The organism is Arthrobacter psychrochitiniphilus (genome assembly GCF_003185915.1).
Taxonomy (GTDB): domain Bacteria; phylum Actinomycetota; class Actinomycetes; order Actinomycetales; family Micrococcaceae; genus Specibacter; species Specibacter psychrochitiniphilus.
Window position 1 is genome coordinate 139,843 of the sequence record NZ_QHLZ01000001.1, and the last position, 19,402, is coordinate 159,244.

Consider the following 19,402-nt stretch of genomic DNA (forward strand, 5'->3'; position numbering starts at 1 on the left):
TTCTTGACTGGCCCGCGGGCTGGCTCATTGTTGAGGTTGCTATTTCTTTGCAGCTCGACGCCGTTTCACAACATCCGGGTGGTGTCTTGACAACGCGATAACCCCTACGATAGCAAGTATCGCCGCTCCAGCCATGGCAATCGCCAGCACGGCGGGTACATCGTCACGAAGCTCACCCAAAATGGTAATTCCAATGGCAATTCCCACAATGGGGTCGATGACCGTCAACCCGGCAATCACTAATTCTGGCGGACCGTTGGCGTAGGCGCTCTGGACGAACCAGCTGCCCAGTCCTCCTGCCACCGCAATGGCGATCACTGAATACCATTGGACGTTGAGTAGGAAAAGCCCGTTCGGATCGAAGATCTGTTTAGAAATAATGCGGGTTAGAACTGCCACAAAACCAAAGAGCATGCCCGAGCCGACAATGTAAAAGAATGACTTCAGACGCCGCTTGAACAAGATGAAGGTTCCGCCGAAGATGGTGACAACCACGGCGAGGAGCGTCACAACAGTCAGTTCCTCTGTGGCGGTGACGTGCGTATTCTCGCGCACGGCGTTGACCGCCAGAAGGACAAACAGGGCACTACCGGCAACGCAGGCGGTGATGGAAACCACCGTTGCCCGGTTGAGCCGGATGCCTTCCTCACGGGAGTTCACAATAGTGGTGATGACCAGGGCTATTGCCCCGATGGGTTGCACCACTGTCAACGTTCCAAGTGTCAGTGCCACCACATTCAAAGCGGTGCCAATACCTAGTAGAATCAGGCCCAATACCCACCGCGGATTGGTCAGCAGACGCAGGAAACCTGAGCCTCCAAGTGTCAGTCCACCCGTGTTGCTTTTCACGGCACTGCCTTGACGCTGAGCTCCAAAAGCGAGGAAAAAAGCACCCGCCACGGCGCACAACACGGCAATCCACATCATGGTCTGCCCAGTCCTGAGGCATGGCTGCCATCACCCTGTGCGTCTGCGGGGTGATGCAGTTTTCGGTGTTTACTCACAACAGCCACCATGTAGCGGCTGAACGCGATCACGTGCATCACCATGCCGGCGAAAAGGATCAGCCACGCCAAGACAAAGGTAAATTCGGAATCCAGGGCCTTGGCCAGCAGCAGCATGGGCGTACCCACCATGAGCGCGGCGGTCCGCGTCTTGCCCAGCATGGTGACCTTGAGATCAGCGTCTCCACGGAAGAAGTACAGCGTTACTGCCAGCAGTACCACGTCTGGAATCACCAACAGCAGCAGCAGCCACAGGGGCAAGATGTCCGCCAACACTAGCGTAATGGTGACCGCTACCAGGGCAACCCTGTCCGCGAGAGGGTCCATGATCCGGCCCAGCTGAGAGGTTTGGTGCAGTTTGCGGGCAACATAGCCGTCAATCCAGTCAGTGCAGCCCATCATGGCCAGGACGAAAACGCCCCATCCGTACTCTTCGCGGGCTAGGACCAGCCACACAAACAGGGGCGTGCCAAGGAAACGGACCACCGTGATCAGATTGGGAATGGTGAGGATGGCGTTGGAAGCGTCCATGTTTGTTGGCGCACGTTCAGCCAAGACACTCACCTCCTACGAATAGGTCACCACGGCCAGCCGGCGCAGCACCGGAGCCGCTGGCCCTCTTGTGCGCAAAATATTGGGCGCGAATTATTTCTTCAACAACTTTCGCAGCAAAAATACACAGGTGGTGGCAGAGGCGGCGAATATTGCCAGCGGCTTCCAACGCTCCTTGACCGTTTCCACGCTCTGGCCAATAGCGTTCGAGGCTGCTTTATTAACAGTTTTCTTGGCCCGAGTCTTGGCAGTATCTAGCAAGTAGGTGGCCTGTTTCTTCACGTCAGCCTCGGAGAGTAGATCTTCACGCAGCCCCAGCAAGTGTTCACGCCGTGCGGCGGTCCGGGCAAGGAGTTCGCTCTCATTGGCTTTGGGGCCTTGTTCAGCTTCCTTGGCAGCGCGTTCAGCCTTTGCCTTGGCTGCGGCGGCGTCGGCCTCTGCGGCTGCGGCCTTTTTCTGTTCCTTGGTCAGAACCACCGGGTCAAGGGTGCTCGGATCAAAGTCGCGGCCCTCCTTGAGGATGCCAAGGTCATGGCGGAGTCCACGCCACGCGTGCCGGGGAAGCAAAGGCAGCAGTGACTTGAACTTCTTATAACCAATGAGTGCGCTGATGCCAATGACCAGCAGCAGGGCCGCACAGACAATCAAGGCAGCGAGCCACAAAGGCATGAGCGTGGCTAAACCTGCGATGGCCGCAACCACCAGGGCAATGACCAACAGCACCGTGAACACAAGTGCCAATGCGGCAACTACGGCCAGTGCGCCCACCTTGGACTTCTTGTGCTCAAGTTCAAGCTTGGCCAAGGCAATTTCATCGTTAATCTGCCGTGGCAACAACCGGGACGCTGTCTTGGCCGCCTCAATCAGGGCAGAACCGTGGCCCCTTAAGTTGTCGTCCGCCGAGATATGCAGATCCTTGTGCAGATCCGTCACTGAGACCGCCTCCATTGTGAGGGCCCGCGCCTCTGCTGAGAGACCGGCACGAACCCGAAATCTTTGTAGTGCCCCCACCACGGTGGCACTACCGTAAAGTCAAAATTACCATCCCTGACCGCTGTGTAGGGCCCTCACCTGCCGCGCCAGTGTTGCGGAATAGTAAAGCTCCTGCGGCGGTTGCTCATTCTGTGCCACCCGCGCCCGCCATCAGACAGTGGTGGGAACGCTACAACAGCACATAAAATAGGACATGGCGGCATGTCTTTCCGACGTCCTAGCCTCCGCGCAGATCATATTTCTTGAGGATTTTTTACTTGACCACCACCGTGCACCCCGGCGATGCCCTATCTCGCCGGCAAAAGCTGATCTATGTTCTCGTGTTGGGGCTGCTAACAGCTCTTGGCCCATTCACGATTGATCTGTACCTGCCAGCTTTTCCTGTCATCGGTCAGGAACTCGGCGTCAGTGCCACGGCGGTTCAGCTAACACTGACTGCCACCACCATCGGCTTCGCTGCCGGCCAGCTGGTGGTTGGCCCGTTCAGTGACAAGTTCGGCCGGCGCGTTCCCCTGATTTTGGCCACGGCACTGCATGTGGGGGCCTCGGTGGGGGCCGCCATGTCTACAGACATCACCATGCTGGCGGTGTTCCGGGTGCTGCAAGGCATTGGTGCCGCCGGTGGTGGTGTTGTTGCGATGGCCATGGTCCGTGACCTCTTCGGCGGCTACCAGCTGGTCCGGATGCTCTCCCGGATGGCGCTGGTCAACGGCATGGCCCCCATCCTGGCTCCCGTGATTGGTTCCCAGTTGCTGGGCATTATGGACTGGCCAGGCATCTTCTGGTTCCTCGCAGCGTACGGCAGCTTGGTGGTTGTGGCCGCCACTGTTTTCATCGTTGAGACTCTGCCGCCTGAAAAACGGAAGTCCGACGGCGCAAGCGTCGCCGAGCGCTACAAAGCACTCTTCAGCGACAGATTCTTTGTCGGCACGCTATTTGTGGGCGGCTTGAACTTTGCTGCCCTCTTTACTTATTTGTCCGCATCAACGTTTCTTTTCCAAAACACCTACGGCTTCACACCACAGCAATACGGGTACTTGTTCGCCGTGAATTCCGTGGGAATTGTGGCAGGGGTACAGACCGCTTCGAGGATCATGCGCCATACCGGTCCGCAATGGGTTATAGCGTGGGCCACGGTAGGCCAAGTGAGCGCCGCGGCTGCCATGATTATCTGCGATCAGCTGGGCTTGGGTTTGTGGGGTGTCATGATTCCACTGTGGTTCTTTATCTGTGCCACCGGATTCATGTTCCCCTCGGTTCAGGTCCTTGGCTTGGCCCGTCATGGAAAGCAGGCGGGTACTGCTGCCTCGCTACTGGGGGCTGCAACTTTTGGCTTCGCCGGCATCATCACCCCCGTCGTGGGTTTTGTTGGCGTGGCCACAGCCACTCCCATGGCCATCATCATGGGCTGCTGCATTCTGCTGGCAATGGCAGCCCTCTGGTTCATTGTGCGGCCACGGTTGGTGCCAGCCATCTAAACCTGTTCTTGGCGCCGGTTGTGTCAGGTGTGCCTTTGCTATGCATGACACCGAGTTGCTCCCCTGGGTTGCTCCCCTGCGCGCTTCAGCACGAGCTGCAGTGATCAGCTAGTTTGATCTGAAAAACATGACACACGGCACGCACCCGGGTTTATGCTGGGGTCATGCTCAGGATACTTATGGTTTCCATATTGCTCCTCGTGACAGCAGTTTCCGCGCTTCTGGTGGTATTTTTCGGTCCGGGTTGGTGGGTGGCTGTAGTGATCTTTGCCGCGCTCTTCATTCTGGCCGTCTTCGATGCCACACAGAAGAAGCACTCGATTCTGCGTAATTACCCGGTTATCGGGCATCTTCGTTTCGCGCTAGAGTACATCCGCCCGGAGCTTCAGCAGTACTTCATCGAGCGGAACTATGACGGGCGGCCCTTTGACAGGGATACCCGGTCCTTGATCTACGAACGCGCCAAAGGAACTAATCAAGAACAGGCCTTCGGTACTGAACGGGACGTCAACGAGGTTGGCTACGAGTACCTTGTCCACTCAACGGCCCCTCTGGAGCCCCCGGAGCACGCGCCCACAGTTCGCATCGGCGGACCGGAGTGCACACAACCGTATGAGATGGCGCTGTTGAATGTTTCCGCCATGAGTTTCGGAGCCCTCTCCGCCAACGCAATATTGGCGTTGAACAAGGGCGCCGCGATGGGCGGATTCGCCCATGACACAGGGGAAGGCGGCCTGACCGAATATCATTTACGCCATGGCGGGGACTTGGTGTGGGAACTAGGCAGTGGATATTTTGGGGCACGCACCAAAGAGGGCGATTTTGATCCGGACATGTTTGCGGACAAGGCTGCTCACGCTTCAGTCAAGTGCCTTTCCCTCAAACTCAGCCAAGGCGCCAAACCCGGCATAGGTGGAGTTCTCCCGGCGGGGAAGGTGAGTGCGGAAATCGCCAAGGCCCGCAATGTGCCCCAGGGTGTGAAGTGTGTCAGCCCCGCAGCGCACAAAGTTTTCTCCACTCCACGTGAACTCATCCACTTCATGGCCACCATGCGTGAACTGGCCAACGGCAAACCTGTGGGGTTCAAACTGTGTATTGGTTCACGCACTGACGTCCTCGCCATCTGCAAGGCCATAGTGTCCGAGGGCGTGGCTCCGGATTTCATTATTGTGGACGGTTCCGAAGGCGGCACGGGTGCTGCCCCCATGGAATATGAGGACCATATGGGCACACCCTTGACGGAGGGCTTGATGCTCCTGCACAACGCACTTGTTGGCGTTGGTCTTCGAGACCAGATACGGATTGGCGCTGCAGGCAAGGTGGCCACCGGCACTGACATTGTCAAGCGTCTAATACAGGGCGCCGATTACACCAACGCAGCCCGGGCCATGATGATGGCCACCGGCTGTATCCAATCCCAGCGCTGCCACACCAACCATTGTCCGGTGGGCGTGACCACCCAGGACCCGCGCCGGGCACGTGCCCTTGACGTTGAAAGCAAGAGCGTACGGGTGCAGCGTTTCCAGGAAGCAACCGTCAGCGAAGCGCTCCGAATGATGGCCTCAATGGGCAGTGAAGGCCCTGCGGGGCTGAACCCGTTGATGATCCGGCGCCGGATCGGACACATGAACACCAAATCCTATGCCGAACTATACAACTGGCTGGCCCCCGGCGAGCTGTTGGCACAAGCGCCCGCGGACTGGGCTGAAGATTGGTCCGCAGCGGACCCGGATTCGTTTGCCGCTCATGGCGGTCTCAGCGGGAGGACATCGCAGTGAGCACCGTGGCAGAAACCATCATTGAAGCACTCGTGGGCCTAGGGGTGAAAACAGTATGGGGTGTGGTCGGTGATGCCCTCAATCCCCTGACTGACGCAATTCGCCGCGAAGACGGGCTGGAATGGATTGGTGTCCGGCATGAAGAGGTGGCAGCTTTCGCCGCCGGAGCCCAATCCCAGCTGACAGGCACCTTGGGCGTCTGCATGGGAACGGTGGGCCCGGGATCCATCCATCTCCTCAACGGACTCTATGATGCCAAGAAGTCCTCCACTGCCCTACTGGCTATCTGTGGGCAGGTTCCCAGTGAAGAAATTGGCAGTGACTTTTTCCAGGAAATAAACAATGACAGGCTTTTCGCTGATGTGGCGCTCTACACCCAAACAGTGACGCACCCGTCCCAGATGCCATACCTGTTAGAACAAGCCATCAACGCCGCCATGACCCTTCGCGGGGTGGCCGTGCTAACCATCCCTGGAGACATTGGCAGCGCCGCCAGTCCTAATGACGCCCAGCCTCACTTTGTCGACGTCGCTCAGCCCGCCGCGCCGGATCCCGGAGTTATTCGCGATGCCGCACAGCTCCTCAACGAGGCGGCAAAAGTCACGCTCCTCGTTGGCATGGGTGCGCGCGGCGCCAGGGAAGCGGTACTGGAGGTGGCGCGCAAACTGGCTGCGCCCATGGTCCTGACACTCAAGGCCAAGGAAGGGCTGGAAGCCAATAATCCATACCAGGTGGGCCAGTCCGGACTGATAGGAAACCCCGCTGCACAGCACGCCTTTGGAAGCTGCGAGGCGCTCTTGATGATTGGCACTGACTTTCCCTACCGTGATTCCTATCCCGAGGGAAAAACTGTCATCCAAATTGATAGCAACGGCGCTGTCATTGGCCGCCGGACCAATGTGGGCTTGGGAGTTGTCGGTGATAGCCAACTCACACTGGCTGCCTTGCTTCCTGCACTGGTGGAAAAGAAAAGCCAAACGCATTTGGCGGACGCAAGAGAAAAGTATCAGGCGTGGACGCAGCGCCAGGCCAAGCTGGCAGAACCGGACTATGATTCCACGCTTGTGGGCAGGGCCAGGACGGTGCTCGATAATCCCGGCGCCCTGATTCGCCCCGAGGCAGTGGCCGCGGCGGTGGATAGGCACGCAGCCTCGGATGCCATCTTTACCTCTGACACGGGAATGTCCACCGTGTGGCTGGCCCGCTTCGTCACCATGCGCGGAACCAGGCGGCTTCTAGGCTCCTTCAATCTAGGATCAATGGCTAATGCCATGCCCCAGGCACTGGGTGCGTCCGCTGTGGATAGGTCCCGGGAGGTGATTGCCTTTTGCGGTGACGGCGGATTGACCATGTTGCTGGGCGATCTCCTCACGGCAGTGGCCTATAACCTTCCCGTGAAGTTGGTGGTGTTCAACAATGGCCGTCTGGGCATGGTCAAGCTTGAACAGGAACAGGGCGGTTTACCGGAATTTGGCACCATTTTGGCGAACCCGGATTTGGCTCTGGTGGCGCGTTCGTGTGGGCTGCATGGGATTCGGGTCGAGGATGCCAACGATCTCGATGCAGCTGTGCAGGAAGCCATGCGCCATGACGGCCCGGTTTTGCTCGATGTTCTCACCAACCCGCAAGAGATCTCCGTACCCCCGCAAACCACGGCAGGGCAGGCCTGGGGATTCGCCATTGCAAAACTCAAGGAAGGCATGAGGAGCGTTGGCGATTCAGAAAGTTAGCGCACTATTATTAGGGGAAATCGCCATGGGGCAAAGGCAGTATGGCTCAATGAAGCGCCGAGCAATGACAGCGCCTAACAATGACAGCGTGGAGCAATGACTGAGCACCTGAACTATGACCTGGTGCGGGACTACAGCGATTTTCAGCTGCGCCGCTACCCAGAGCATCTCCTGGTGGAAGTCATCATCGAAGGACCGTTTGAAGAAGCGGGGAACAGAGCGTTCCGCTACCTCTTTTCCTACATCAGCGGCGCGAATCGGGTGAACCGCACAGTTGCCATGACGGCACCGGTTATCCAAGACTCCTCCTCGGAAAAGATCAAGATGACAGCCCCGGTCCTACAACAGGGCATCGCAGGAAACGGTGCTGGAAAAGAAGGAGCACAAGGGGAACAGAGTTTTCGTGTGGCGTTTATTCTGCCGCAAGGCACCACGCTAGAAAACGCTCCTGCTCCCACCAACCCTTTAGTTCATCTGCGGGCGGTGCCACAAAGTCTTACTGCTGTCATTAGATTCAGCGGCCGGTGGAGCCAACAGAGCTATGAACACCATCGTGTGAGCCTGACTCATGCTATGAACGTTGCAGGATTACAGGCTCAGGGTGCTCCCCGATTTGCCAGGTTCGATCCTCCTTTCAAACCTTCATTCCTGCGCCACAACGAAATCATGATTGATGTAGAAGACACCGAATAAGCGCGCACTCCACCATTTGTCAGCAGGGGAGATCATGCCCAACTGCTGATTCCGCAGATCCTGCAGCGGCCGCTAACAGTTAGACTTCAAAAATGGATGAACTACTCCCCCCTCCCCTTGCCAAAACCGCCCGGAAAGCCGTGCTCCGCTCATTGTTGGCCTTCTTTGCCGTGCAGGGCGCAGTCATTGCGGGCCTGGTGGCCTTGGACACCGTCAAAAAACGGGACAGAAGCAAGCGCAAGGGCTTCCCCCACCCCGGTACTTTTGAACAGACCATAGCTGATACGACGCTCACCACGTACACCTTCGGTGCCGATCTTTACAAGGACATGCTCCAGGCGATCAATGAGGCCCAGGAGAGCATCATGATCGAAACCTTCATCTGGAAAGATGATGAAACCGGGCAGGCCTTCAAGGACGCTATCAACGCCGCCGCAGAACGTGGGGTTGAGGTGTTTGTCATTTATGACGGATTCGCAAACCTGGTGGTGCCCTTTTCCTTTTACCGCTTCCACCCCAACGTCCATGTCTACCGTTTCCCGGTAGTCCGCACCGCCATGCTCACCAAGACTGTGCGCAGCACGGGGCTAGACCACCGCAAGCTCCTCATTGTTGATGACAAGACCGGCTTTGTGGGCGGCTACAACATCGGATCCTTGTATGCCACCGAATGGCGGGACACCCATCTGCGCCTGGTAGGGGCTTCCGTATGGGATCTGCGGCAGGCGTTCGTGACAGTGTGGAATGAGAACTGCTCGGGCTCCAGAACCGAAATACCCCAAACCAGCCCGGAGGTTTGGGAGCCGCGGGTCCGTGCCGTGAACAACATCCCCTCAAATCTGGTCTATCCCATCCGCGGGGTCTATCTGGATGCTATTGCGCGGGCTCAGAACCATATTTACGTGACCATGGCGTATTTCATCCCGGACCAGCAGATTCTGCGGGCCCTTCTCGCGGCCAGCCGCCGGGGTGTTGATGTTCGCATCATCCTGCCCATGGATTCCAACCACGTCCTTTCTGACTGGCTTTCACGCGGCTTCTACACATCGCTGCTCAGGGATGGGGTGACCGTTCTGCTGTACCGCAACGCCATGATCCACACCAAGACCGCAACCATTGATGGCACCTGGTCAACGGTGGGCAGCGCCAATATTGACAGGCTCAGCCTGACGGGCAATTACGAGATCAATCTTGAAATCCACGACTCCGACTTTGCCGCAGACATGGAGACGATCTTCGAGGTGGACAGCGTCAACTCCAAGGTCTTGACGATGGAGGAATGGGAGCACCGATCCCCGCTGGCTCGTTTCAGCGAAACGGTTCTTGTGCCCCTGCGCCCCCTACTCTGATTTCTGGGTTAGCGGCCAACGCAAAAGATCCCCGCCCTCACAAGGAGGACGGGGATCTTTTATGGAAAGCTCCCCCACCTGGACTTGAACCAGGAACCTTTCGATTAACAGTCGAACGCTCTGCCAATTGAGCTATAGGGGAATGCGGCAAGTAAATCCTAGCAGTCATTCACAGTTCAAATCAAATTAGATCAAAACCAATCATTTCTGCACACTCAACGCAATAATTGTCTCCGACCCAGAAAGGGGCCGGAGACAATTTTTGCTTTGGCTCCCCCACCTGGACTTGAACCAGGAACCTTTCGATTAACAGTCGAACGCTCTGCCAATTGAGCTATAGGGGATCGTGCAGGAACAACAATAACAAAGGGTTGGCCAGTTGTGAAATCGGGGCCTCCCGAACCCCCCTAGCCGTCCCCCCGAAGCTGTCTTCTGGCCGTTTCCAACTCCATCAACTCTCGCTGCAACAAGTTATAACTCTCCGGATCGACCGCCGGATCCATGCGCTGCAACGCCCCGAGCCGCTCTTCCTTCAAACGCGTGATCTGCAGCTCAAAAAGCCGTCGCAGAATATCCCGGCAGTACCGCTGAAGCGTTTCCTCCCGTGTGGCCGGCAGCGGGCTCAGGGCCAGCTCCGCCACCAGAGAACCCAACTCGGGCGGAACATGAGCCCGTACCCCCTCCAGCCACTGAGAGGTTGCCTCCTGCGACTCCCCCGCCTGATAGATGCCCTGCTGAATTGCCCTGTAAGCAGGCACCACAAACTCCGTGGCGGCAAAGTGCTGCCAATTCCCTGCCGATAAATACCCGGGGTGCTGCAAAACCACTTCCAGCGCCTCCCGCTCCATGCGTCCCTGCGGATCTCGCGGATCCGGGCGCACAAAAGCTGGTGGCGCCTCAATCACCTCCGCTGCGGCCCCCGGCAGCTGCCGGCCATGAACGACGCCGTCTCTCTGGTTCCCCTGCCCCGTTAGCGCAGCGCCTGGCTGGCTGTGGGCGCCGGGCTGGGCCTGCGAACCCGACTGCGTGTGGGCACCTGATGTATGGGAGCCGGGCTGGGTATGAGAACGACGCTCGGCGCCCTTGACCGCGCGCAGGACCTCGTTGGGATCGGCCAGGCCCAGCCAGCCCGCCAACTCCTGGCTGTAGCCCATCCTGGTGGAGCCGTCGCGAATGGAGGCAACCACGGGGGCCGAGGCGCGCAATCCACTGACCCGGCCTTCCACGGTACTCAGATCAAACTTGGCCAAGGTGGTGCGAATGGCAAATTCAAAGAGCGGGCGGCGCGAACGAATCAAGGCATGGACCGCCTCATCGCCCTTGCGCTGGCGCAGCTCACAGGGATCGGCTCCGGAGGGCTCCACCGCCACAAAGGTTTGGGCCACGAAGCGCTGGTCCTCATCGAACGCCTTCAACGCTGCCTTCTGCCCTGCCGCGTCACCGTCGAAGGTGAACACTACCTCGCCGCCCGTGCCGTCATCCGAGAGCAGGCGCCTGGCTACCTTGATGTGCTCGGCACCAAAAGCCGTTCCGCAGGTGGCCACGGCTGTGTCGATGCCGGCTAGATGGCAAGCCATGACATCGGTGTATCCTTCCACCACTACGAGCTGGCGCTTGGAGGCGATGGCCTTCTTCGCCAGATCGATCCCATACAGTACCTGCGATTTTTTGTAGAGGCTGGTTTCCGGGGTGTTGAGGTATTTGGGGCCTTGATCGTCTTCGAAGAGCTTTCGGGCACCAAAGCCCACAGTGTCCCCGGCAATGTCACGAATGGGCCAGATCAGGCGTCCACGGAATCTGTCATATATGCCGCGCTGTCCTTCGGAAAACATGCCCGTCAGCTTCAGTTCCTCGTGGGTGAAGCCCTTGCCCGTGAGGTGCTTGAGCAGCGCGTCCCAACCCTGCGGGGCAAAGCCCACGCCGAAGTGTTCGGCGGCCTCACGGTCAAAGCCGCGTTCACTCAGGAAGGCCCGGCCCGCCGCTGCCTGTGGGGTCAGGAGCTGGGCGCGGAAAAATTCGCCGGCAATCTTGTGCGCATCCAGCAGACGCTGGCGCTTGCCCACATCTTCACGGCGCGGCCCCGTTCCACCGTCCTCATACCGCAGCTCATAGCCAATCCGGCCAGCCAGTTTCTCCACAGCCTCGGAAAAGGAAATATGATCCATTTTCTGGATGAAGGATATGACGTCGCCACTTTCCTGGCAACCAAAACAGTGGAAATAGCCCATTTGCGGACGCACATGGAAGGAGGGGCTGCGTTCGTCATGGAAAGGGCACAACCCTTTATAGGATCCAATTCCAGCGGACTTCAAGGTGACGTAGGCGTCAACAATTTCCTTGAGGTCGGTGCGCGTGCGCACCTCATCAATATCTTCACGTTTAATCAGGCCAGCCACCGGGCCAGTTTACGTGAGTTTCCTGCGCCCAGGTTCCGTTCCGGGCCCACCTGTTGAGAACTTCCCCGGCCCGCGCAAGCCGCCCTGCAAGCCGCCCTACAAGCCAGAATTACAAGCCAAAATTATAAGAGTGTCCGCTCCGTGCCCACGAGCCGCTCGTGCAGCGCCAGTGCCGATACATCAGTGAGTGAGGCGATCTGGTCGATAACCACCCGAAGCCGGGACGCGTCGTCGTCCGCGTCACGCCAATCAGCGGCAAACATGGTTTCCAGGTGCGCATCCCCTGTGACACTGAGCACGGCCACCAGCTCGCTGAGCACATCCTGCTGGCGCTGATAAATCGGTTGGCGGTGATCGGTAGTCATGACGAAGGTGGTGGCCAGGCCCTTCATGACAGCAATTTCCAGCAACGTTTCGGTAGGCACCACAACGTGAGCCGCGTACCGCGCCAACGGCCCGGTTCCGTGAATGGCCCGGGTCGCTGCAACTGCGCTTTGGCAGAAGCGGCCAATGAGCTGGCTCGTCATGTCCTTCAGTGCGGCCATGGAGCGGCGGCTGCCATCTGCGTGGCGCACCCACACATCAGTGGCTTCCAGGCGTTGCAACGCTGCATCGATCTCCGCCACATCCACGTTGGGCAGATACCACTGCTGGGTGTAGCCCAGGACCCGGCTACGCTGGTCCGCATTGGCCAGCCACTTGAGCTGGACGTGACCGGCCACAATGGCATCTTCAACGTCATGGACGGAGTAGGAAATATCGTCGGCAAGGTCCATGACCTGGGCTTCAATGCAGGTCTTCCCGGCCGGGGCGCCTTCGCGCAGCCACGTAAAGACGGGAAGGTCGTCGGTGTAGGCGCCAAATTTTCCGGTGCGCAGTCCGTTGATGAGGGGGGCGTCAACCGCCAGCCACGGGTATTTTGAGGAGGCATCCAGGGAGGCGCGGGTCAGGTTCAACCCAGCCGATCCGCCGTTGGCCGTAAGAACTTTGGACTCGAGCCTAGTCAGCAGCCGCAGAGTCTGGGCGTTGCCTTCAAAGCCGCCAATGGCGTGGGCCAGATCATTGAGCACCGATTCACCGTTGTGACCGAAAGGCGGGTGGCCAAGATCGTGAGCCAGACAGGCGGTGTCAACCACGTCCGGGTCACAGCCCAGCGTCCTTCCCAATTCCCGGCCAATCTGGGCCACTTCCAGACTGTGGGTCAGCCGAGTGCGGACAAAATCGTCCGTGTCCGGGGCCACCACCTGGGTTTTGGCACCGAGCCGGCGCAGCGCCGAGGAATGCAACACCCGGGCCCTGTCCCGCTCAAACACTGTGCGCACAGTGCTCTTGGGGGCTTCTTGAACCCAACGCTGCTGGTCATGGGGCAAATACACGGACTGCAATTCAGCGGACATGTCCCTAAGTTTAGGGCCATCGCCGGACAGGGAGGGGACGCAGGTCCACAGGCACCACTAAAACGCCATGTCGGATCATTTTTGCGGCTGACACCGGTGGTGGCGCGGCGGTTGGGTTATCCGCCGGAGGAGTCCAGCTCCGCGCCGGTGAGCTCTTCCTTTTCCGAGCCGCTGACGGTGCGGCTGTCCAACCAGCCGGCAGGAAGGGCTGTGCGCTTGGGCGTTCCGGCGCGGCCGCGGGGGCCTTCAGCGTCAGAGCCTGGGTATTCCCCGGACATGTCCAGCTGGTCGAGCAGCCCGCGCAGCACCTCGAGTGTAGGCACCGAGGCCAGCGCCGCACGCAATTCCCCGCCAACCACATAACCCTTGAAATACCAGGCCATGTGCTTGCGGATATCACGCAGGGCCTTGTTTTCGTCGTCGAAGGTGTCAACAAGAAGTTCCGCATGCCGATACACGGCCGCGGCAACCTCAGCCATGCCGGGCTTGTGGCGCTCATCGCTGCCCTCAAAGGCGGACATCAGGTCAGCGAAAAGCCAAGGGCGGCCCTGGCAGCCACGGCCCACCACCACGCCGTCGACCCCGGTCTGGCGCACCATGGCGATGGCATCCTCGGCGCTCCAAATGTCTCCATTGCCCAGGACAGGAACATCCGGGAGGGCCTCGCGCAGCCGGGCAATAGCGTCCCAGTCTGCCTTGCCGGAGTAGAACTGATTGGCTGTGCGCCCATGCAACGCAACCGCGGCAACTCCGGCGTCGCGGGCTATGCGGCCAGCCTCCAGGTAGGTGAGGTGATCCTCGTCAATGCCTTTGCGCATCTTGATGGTCAGCGGCAGCCCGCCCTTGGTTGCTTCGCGGACCGCTGTCTGGACAATGTCGGTGAACAGGTCCAGTTTCCACGGCAGGGCAGCACCGCCGCCACGCCGGGTCACCTTGGCCACGGGGCAGCCAAAGTTCAAATCAATGTGGTCCGCATGATCTTCCTCAACCAGCATGCGCACGGCCTTGCCCACAGTTTCAGGATCCACACTGTACAACTGCACGGAGCGGATCTTTTCATCCGGGTCGTGGCTGATGAGCCGCATGGACTCGGGGGTGCGTTCCACCAAGGCGCGCGAGGTCACCATTTCGGAGACAAACACACCACCTCCGTGCTCACGGCACAACCTACGGAAGGCTGTGTTGGTAATGCCGGCCATGGGGGCGAGTACCACGGGTGTTTCTACCGTGATGTTGCCTAGTTTCAGGGGCGGGAGGTCCAATTTGGTCTCGCTGGTGGGGATATCAAGAACAGTCACTATGCAATTCTCTCAAATGCCACCAAATTAATCTCCCCGGGTAGCGGCCCACGCCCCGGGACCGACCCATGGCCCGTCACGGGTTCCTCCTCACGACGAGTCCTTCACTATGCACCGCGCACGTGCGCCACCAACAACTCCACGAACCTTTCCGGCTGTTCCAGTGCCGGTGAGTGCCCGGACCCAGCAAACACCTCCTCTGAATAACGGCCACCCTTCGCAGCGTAGCTCTCCAGCACGGCCCGGGTCTGTGCCAGCATCTGCTGTGCCGGAGCCTTCTCCTGCCCCGGCCAGCCCGGGATCACACCGGCTTGGCCCAAGAAGTTCAAGTCAAAGGCGGAACCATCAGAGACAATGGCATCGGCATCACCGCGCACCCAAAGAACGGGTGGTTTGATGGCCAACTCTGCAATGGCCGAGACGTTGAAGTTACCCGGTGACATGGTGTTCAAGACTCCCCTGGCGCCGGCTGCGAAGCCTGGCCAATTCTCCGAAGGCACGGAATCGCCAGGATAATTCTCCGGGCCCGTCGCAGTGGAGAGCATGGACTCCACCCACGTGTCCTCGTGCTCGGAGACAAAACCTGCAGCGACATAGGAACCCTTGTAGACCGACCAAGGTCCCAGCGGGTTTTCCCGACTCGTGTCACCAGCCTCAAGCGCCGCAACGAAGCCGGGGTTAGCCCCGCCTCCCCCGGTGCCAGCATCATCGGTGGTGAGGCGGGTCCCGTCCAGTCGGGTACCGCCAAAACCATAAGGCGAGACGGGCGCCTGCAAGGTGATGCTTGCAACGGGGTAGTCCAGCGCATATTGCATGACAACCCCGCCACCCATGCTCCAGCCCACAAGGTGGACGGGCCCAAGTCCCAGCTCACGGACCACCGAGTAGACATCGTCGCTGAAGTCGCGCACTCCCCGGCTTGCATCTACGGGAGCACCCTCGCTGCCGCCGAAGCCGCGCAGATCTATGGCATAAGCGTCAACATCATCTGGCAAGGCCAGCATGATCGGCTGCCAGAACAGTGAGGAGGAGACATTCCCGTGGACAAACACGACGGCGGGCCCGCCAGCTCCTGCCCCGGTCCGGGTGAGCACGTTGGCGAGTAGCCGATCCGTTTGAACAGTGCTGGCTCTGATGCCTTCAAAGAGTGGCACGACGGGACCCCTTCTTAACGCTGCAGTACCCACTTGTGATATTCCCCACCCTAGATCAGGGTTGTGACATTCCACGCCACCGCGACCCGGAGCGGCCCAATCGTGCTCGGCGCGATTCTGCTCGGCCCAGCAAGGATGCGACAACACTTAGCTCGGCGCGAGGGGCGCCTGCATCCTTCCCTTAGCTTCGCCTCCCTTTTCATTCACCCGGCCTAGTGCCCAAGGTCACGGAGTAGCGAAGCCTTCAAAAGTTGCCGCAAACCCACAAATTATTGTTAGACTGACTGGTCAGTACAAAGATTAGGAATGGGTGCCTGTTCCGGAAATAAAAACCTCCGGGCAAGGCAGCCATCACCCCACGAGAAGGAACCACTGTGCAGATTCATGCCAACAACCTCGCGTTGAACGCAGGCCGCGGCCCTGTTTACGGCCCACTCACCTTTGACACGAACGGGGGTCTGACAGTGCTCCGAGGGGATCCTGGAAGCGGGCGCACCGCATTGCTGCTCACACTGGCCGGGCGCATGAGGCCCGACTCCGGCAGCCTGACTGTCGGCGGGCATCACCTCCCCCGCCAACTGCGCGCCGTTCAGAAAATTAGCTCCGTGGCCGGATTCGTGGGCATCGACAGCCTCGAGGAATCTGTCACTGTGGGGGCTGCTTTGCGCGAACGCCTCGCCTGGCTCGCACCCTGGTGGTCCATTGTGCGTAGCCCCAATGACGTGGCGGTGGCGCGCCTCTGCTCACCCATCTTTGGCAACGAACCGATCCCCCACGCTGACACTGTGATTTGGGATCTGGCGGAGAGTCAGCAGTTCTTGCTCCGACTGGTGCTAGCCACCCTGTCCGCCCCGGAACTGCTCCTGGTGGATGACATTGAGCAACTGCGCAACACGGCTTCCCGCTCCATCATCTGGGCCCGGCTGGCAGATCTGGCAGCTTCCGGCACCCATGTGGTGGTCTGCGCCTCGTCTTTCGATGATCAGCTCTGGGCAGACTTGGGCATTGCCCCGGCGCTCATCGATATTAATCTTCAACCGGCAGATGTGAACCCGCGCGTGGAGAACCCCGCCGAGGTGAACCCGCCTGCCGTCGGCCCTGCGCTTCTCACCATGGCGGCGGCAGCCAGTTCCGAACACCTGACAGCCCAGTCCGAACCGATCAAGGAGTCCCACTAAATGTTTGCCTTTTTATCCTCTGGCACTGAACTTGGCCGGTTCAAACGCGGCAAGTTGCCCAAAATTGCCGTGGCCGTGATGCTCTTCATCCCGCTCATCTACGGCGCCCTCTACCTGTGGGCGTTCCAAGCCCCCGACAAGCACATGGACAACCTCCCTGTGGCTCTGGTCAACGAAGACACCGGTGCGATCAAAGATGGCGCGCCGGTGAACGCCGGTGATGACCTCGCCGCCGAGCTCATGGACGGCATGGAGCTCAAGTGGGAGCAGACAGATGCGGCCACGGCCGCGCAGGGTGTGGCGGACGGTAGCTACTACTTCGCCATGAGCATCCCGGCGGACTTCTCCAAGAACGCCGTCTCGGTAGGCACGGACACACCTGCTCAAACCATGATCGACGTCGAATTCAACGACACCAATAACTTCCTCTCGAGCGTTTTGGGCAAGCAGGCCATGTCCCAGGTGCGGGACGCGGTGTCCGAGCAATTGGGCGAGCAAACCTCCTCCGCCCTGCTCGTGGGATTGCACGACGCCGGAGAAGGACTCCGGGCCGCAACGTCTGGTTCCGCTGAAGTCACCCAGGGCATCGACAGCGCCAAGGACGGTGCCGGTAAATTAGTGGCGGGAATGAAGGATCTGGCCGCAGGCACCGTGACGCTCCAAGACGGTGCCCTCCAACTCGCCGACGGCGCCACCTCCTTGTCCCAAGGCGTCTCCACACTGGCCGGAGGAGCCACCACGTTAAACACCGGCGCAGCCACACTGTCCACGGGTGCTAGTTCACTGGCCAGCGGTGTAGCAGAGCTGAACACCGGCGCGGCCTCATTGGCAGCGGGAAGCAACACCCTGGCCATCGGCGCCTCGGACTTGGCAACGTCACTGGCCCAGGCAGTCCCAGACGCCAAGGCACTGGATACCGGCGCCGCCTCTGTCTTCTCCAGCGCCGGCACCCTGTCTGCGAGCGCTAGCAAGGTTTCCGCGTCTGCATCAACTCTGGCCGGCACGGCCGATGACGTGGCCGCCGGTGCCACGGCCACATCCACACAGCTGGCAGCACTCATTGCCGCCGTGGAGGCCATGCCGGCAGACACTCCCGCCAGCGCAATATTGGGGAGCCTGGAGACGTTGCACAACGATGCAGCCGTTCCCCTGGCAGCCGGGGCCGGAAAGTTGGCGGCCGGAGCGCACCAGCTTTCCACGAACGCCATCACGCCCCTCTCTGACGGGGCCGCAAAGCTGTCCGCCGGGGCTGGCACAGTCTCCGCGGGTGTCACCAAACTCAGCGCAGGGGTAGGCGAGGCGGCCACGGGTGCCGGGAAACTCTCGCAGGGTGCCACCGCCTTGAACACCGGCGCCACCGCGCTGTCCACTGGCGCCGAGAGCGCCGCCACAGGGTCTTCACGTGTTGCAACTGGCGCATCCGAGCTCGCTGGCGGGGCATCTGCGCTGGCCGAAGGTGCTGGCACGGCAAAGGACGGGGCCGCGGCTCTGGCCACGGGCGCCGGTTCTTTGAGCACGGGCAGCACAGACCTGGCAAGTGGTAGTGGCAAGCTGGTGGAAGGCGGCACCACACTAGCTGACGGGGCCCAGAAATTGTCCACCGGCAGCCACACACTCACCCAGAAGCTCGACGACGGCGGCAAGGCAATCCCCGACGATTCCGCAGCTCTCCTCTCCGAAAAATCTCGGGTCTTAGCAAACCCTGTTGCCATGAACCAGCAGTGGGCCAATCAATCCAATGGTTTCGGCGACGGTTTTGCCCCGTTCTTCATCGCCTTGGCCACCTTTGTTGGTGCCCTGATCTCTTGGCTGCTGCTGCGCGCACTTCCCACCCGGGCGCTTGCCGCCGGGGCGAGCGGGCTGCGCAGTGTTCTGACAGGTCTGCTCCCGGCACTTGCCATAGGGCTGGGCCAGGTGCTGATCATGGTGGCCGTGCTGCTGTGGGGATTGGATATGAAGCCCGTGTATCCCGTGGCGATGGCCGCCTTCATCTATCTGACCACGGTGTGTTTCCTGGCGCTGCAGCAAATGTTCATCATTGTCTTTGGCACAGCCGCCGGGCGGGTGGTGAGCCTGGTGCTGCTGATGCTGCAGCTGAGCTCCTCCGGAGGCACCTACCCGGTGGAGACCACTCCCGGCTTCTTCCAGGCGCTGCACCCGTTCATGCCTGCCACTTACGTGGTGAATGGACTTCGGCAGTTGATGACTGGTGGAATAGACTCCCGGTTGTGGATCTCCGTGGCGTTCCTGGCCGTGCTTGCGGCGGGTTCCGTGGCAGTTAGCGCGTTCTGCGCCGGCCGGCAGCGGGTGTTCTCCATCAAACGGCTACATCCGGAACTGGAGATGTAGCCAACAGGGCGCGGTGAGCTGAGTGCGCGCCGGATGTCTTTAGACTTATTAGA

The 19,402-nt window shown here is 59.9% G+C and carries 14 protein-coding genes and 2 tRNA genes; 7 read left to right on the forward strand and 9 right to left on the reverse strand.

Annotated features, from left to right (window positions below):
* Positions 1–39: 39 nt before the first annotated feature.
* The 3 genes from CVS29_RS00710 to CVS29_RS00720 form a co-directional block, all read right to left on the reverse strand.
* On the reverse strand, positions 40–927 hold the full coding sequence (locus CVS29_RS00710) for a DMT family transporter (protein ID WP_110104420.1): 888 nt from the start codon (positions 925–927) through the stop codon (positions 40–42).
* Positions 924–1,559 carry a CDP-alcohol phosphatidyltransferase family protein gene (locus CVS29_RS00715; RefSeq protein WP_245931990.1) on the reverse strand — a complete coding sequence of 212 codons (636 nt, stop codon included), beginning with the start codon at positions 1,557–1,559 and terminating at the stop codon, positions 924–926. Before CVS29_RS00715 ends, CVS29_RS00710 begins: the two co-directional genes overlap by 4 nt.
* Positions 1,560–1,649: 90 nt before the next feature.
* Complete coding sequence (locus CVS29_RS00720; protein ID WP_245931991.1) at positions 1,650–2,489, reverse strand: phage holin family protein; 840 nt, start codon at positions 2,487–2,489, stop codon at positions 1,650–1,652.
* Positions 2,490–2,806: 317 nt separating this feature from the next.
* Here CVS29_RS00720 and CVS29_RS00725 point away from each other — a divergent pair, with 317 nt between their 5' ends.
* The 5 genes from CVS29_RS00725 (at position 2,807) to CVS29_RS00745 (ending at position 9,577) form a co-directional block, all read left to right on the forward strand.
* Complete coding sequence (locus tag CVS29_RS00725) at positions 2,807–4,027, forward strand: multidrug effflux MFS transporter (RefSeq protein ID WP_110104423.1); 1,221 nt, start codon at positions 2,807–2,809, stop codon at positions 4,025–4,027.
* 164 nt (positions 4,028–4,191) lie between these two features.
* Positions 4,192–5,805: an FMN-binding glutamate synthase family protein gene (locus CVS29_RS00730; protein WP_110104424.1), complete on the forward strand. Its 1,614-nt coding sequence runs from the start codon at positions 4,192–4,194 to the stop codon at positions 5,803–5,805.
* Positions 5,802–7,535: a thiamine pyrophosphate-dependent enzyme gene (locus CVS29_RS00735; protein ID WP_110104425.1), complete on the forward strand. Its 1,734-nt coding sequence runs from the start codon at positions 5,802–5,804 to the stop codon at positions 7,533–7,535. Before CVS29_RS00730 ends, CVS29_RS00735 begins: the two co-directional genes overlap by 4 nt.
* 96 nt (positions 7,536–7,631) lie before the next feature.
* Positions 7,632–8,228, forward strand: coding sequence for an SOUL family heme-binding protein (locus CVS29_RS00740; RefSeq protein WP_110104426.1), 597 nt, complete (start codon positions 7,632–7,634; stop codon positions 8,226–8,228).
* Between the two features lie 92 nt (positions 8,229–8,320).
* Positions 8,321–9,577 carry a phospholipase D-like domain-containing protein gene (locus tag CVS29_RS00745; RefSeq protein WP_110104427.1) on the forward strand — a complete coding sequence of 419 codons (1,257 nt, stop codon included), beginning with the start codon at positions 8,321–8,323 and terminating at the stop codon, positions 9,575–9,577.
* Positions 9,578–9,646: 69 nt separating this feature from the next.
* Here the strand turns inward: CVS29_RS00745 and CVS29_RS00750 are convergent.
* The 6 genes from CVS29_RS00750 to CVS29_RS00775 form a co-directional block, all read right to left on the reverse strand.
* Positions 9,647–9,719: transfer RNA gene (locus CVS29_RS00750), tRNA-Asn, on the reverse strand.
* 126 nt (positions 9,720–9,845) lie between these two features.
* Positions 9,846–9,921 (reverse strand) — tRNA-Asn (locus CVS29_RS00755).
* Positions 9,922–9,984: 63 nt separating this feature from the next.
* A complete protein-coding gene (gene dnaG / locus CVS29_RS00760) occupies positions 9,985–11,973 on the reverse strand; it encodes a DNA primase (RefSeq protein WP_110104428.1) in 1,989 nt (662 codons plus the stop codon).
* A 122-nt stretch (positions 11,974–12,095) separates the two neighbouring features.
* Complete coding sequence (locus tag CVS29_RS00765) at positions 12,096–13,370, reverse strand: deoxyguanosinetriphosphate triphosphohydrolase (protein WP_110104429.1); 1,275 nt, start codon at positions 13,368–13,370, stop codon at positions 12,096–12,098.
* Positions 13,371–13,486: 116 nt separating this feature from the next.
* Complete coding sequence (gene dusB, locus CVS29_RS00770; RefSeq protein ID WP_110104430.1) at positions 13,487–14,668, reverse strand: tRNA dihydrouridine synthase DusB; 1,182 nt, start codon at positions 14,666–14,668, stop codon at positions 13,487–13,489.
* Between the two features lie 107 nt (positions 14,669–14,775).
* Complete coding sequence (locus CVS29_RS00775; protein ID WP_110104431.1) at positions 14,776–15,822, reverse strand: alpha/beta fold hydrolase; 1,047 nt, start codon at positions 15,820–15,822, stop codon at positions 14,776–14,778.
* Between the two features lie 374 nt (positions 15,823–16,196).
* On the opposite strand from CVS29_RS00775, the gene CVS29_RS00780 reads away from it, so the two are divergent.
* Positions 16,197–17,000, forward strand: coding sequence for an ATP-binding cassette domain-containing protein (locus CVS29_RS00780; protein WP_170120855.1), 804 nt, complete (start codon positions 16,197–16,199; stop codon positions 16,998–17,000).
* On the forward strand, positions 17,001–19,349 hold the full coding sequence (locus tag CVS29_RS00785; protein WP_110104433.1) for a YhgE/Pip domain-containing protein: 2,349 nt from the start codon (positions 17,001–17,003) through the stop codon (positions 19,347–19,349).
* Positions 19,350–19,402: the final 53 nt, after the last annotated feature.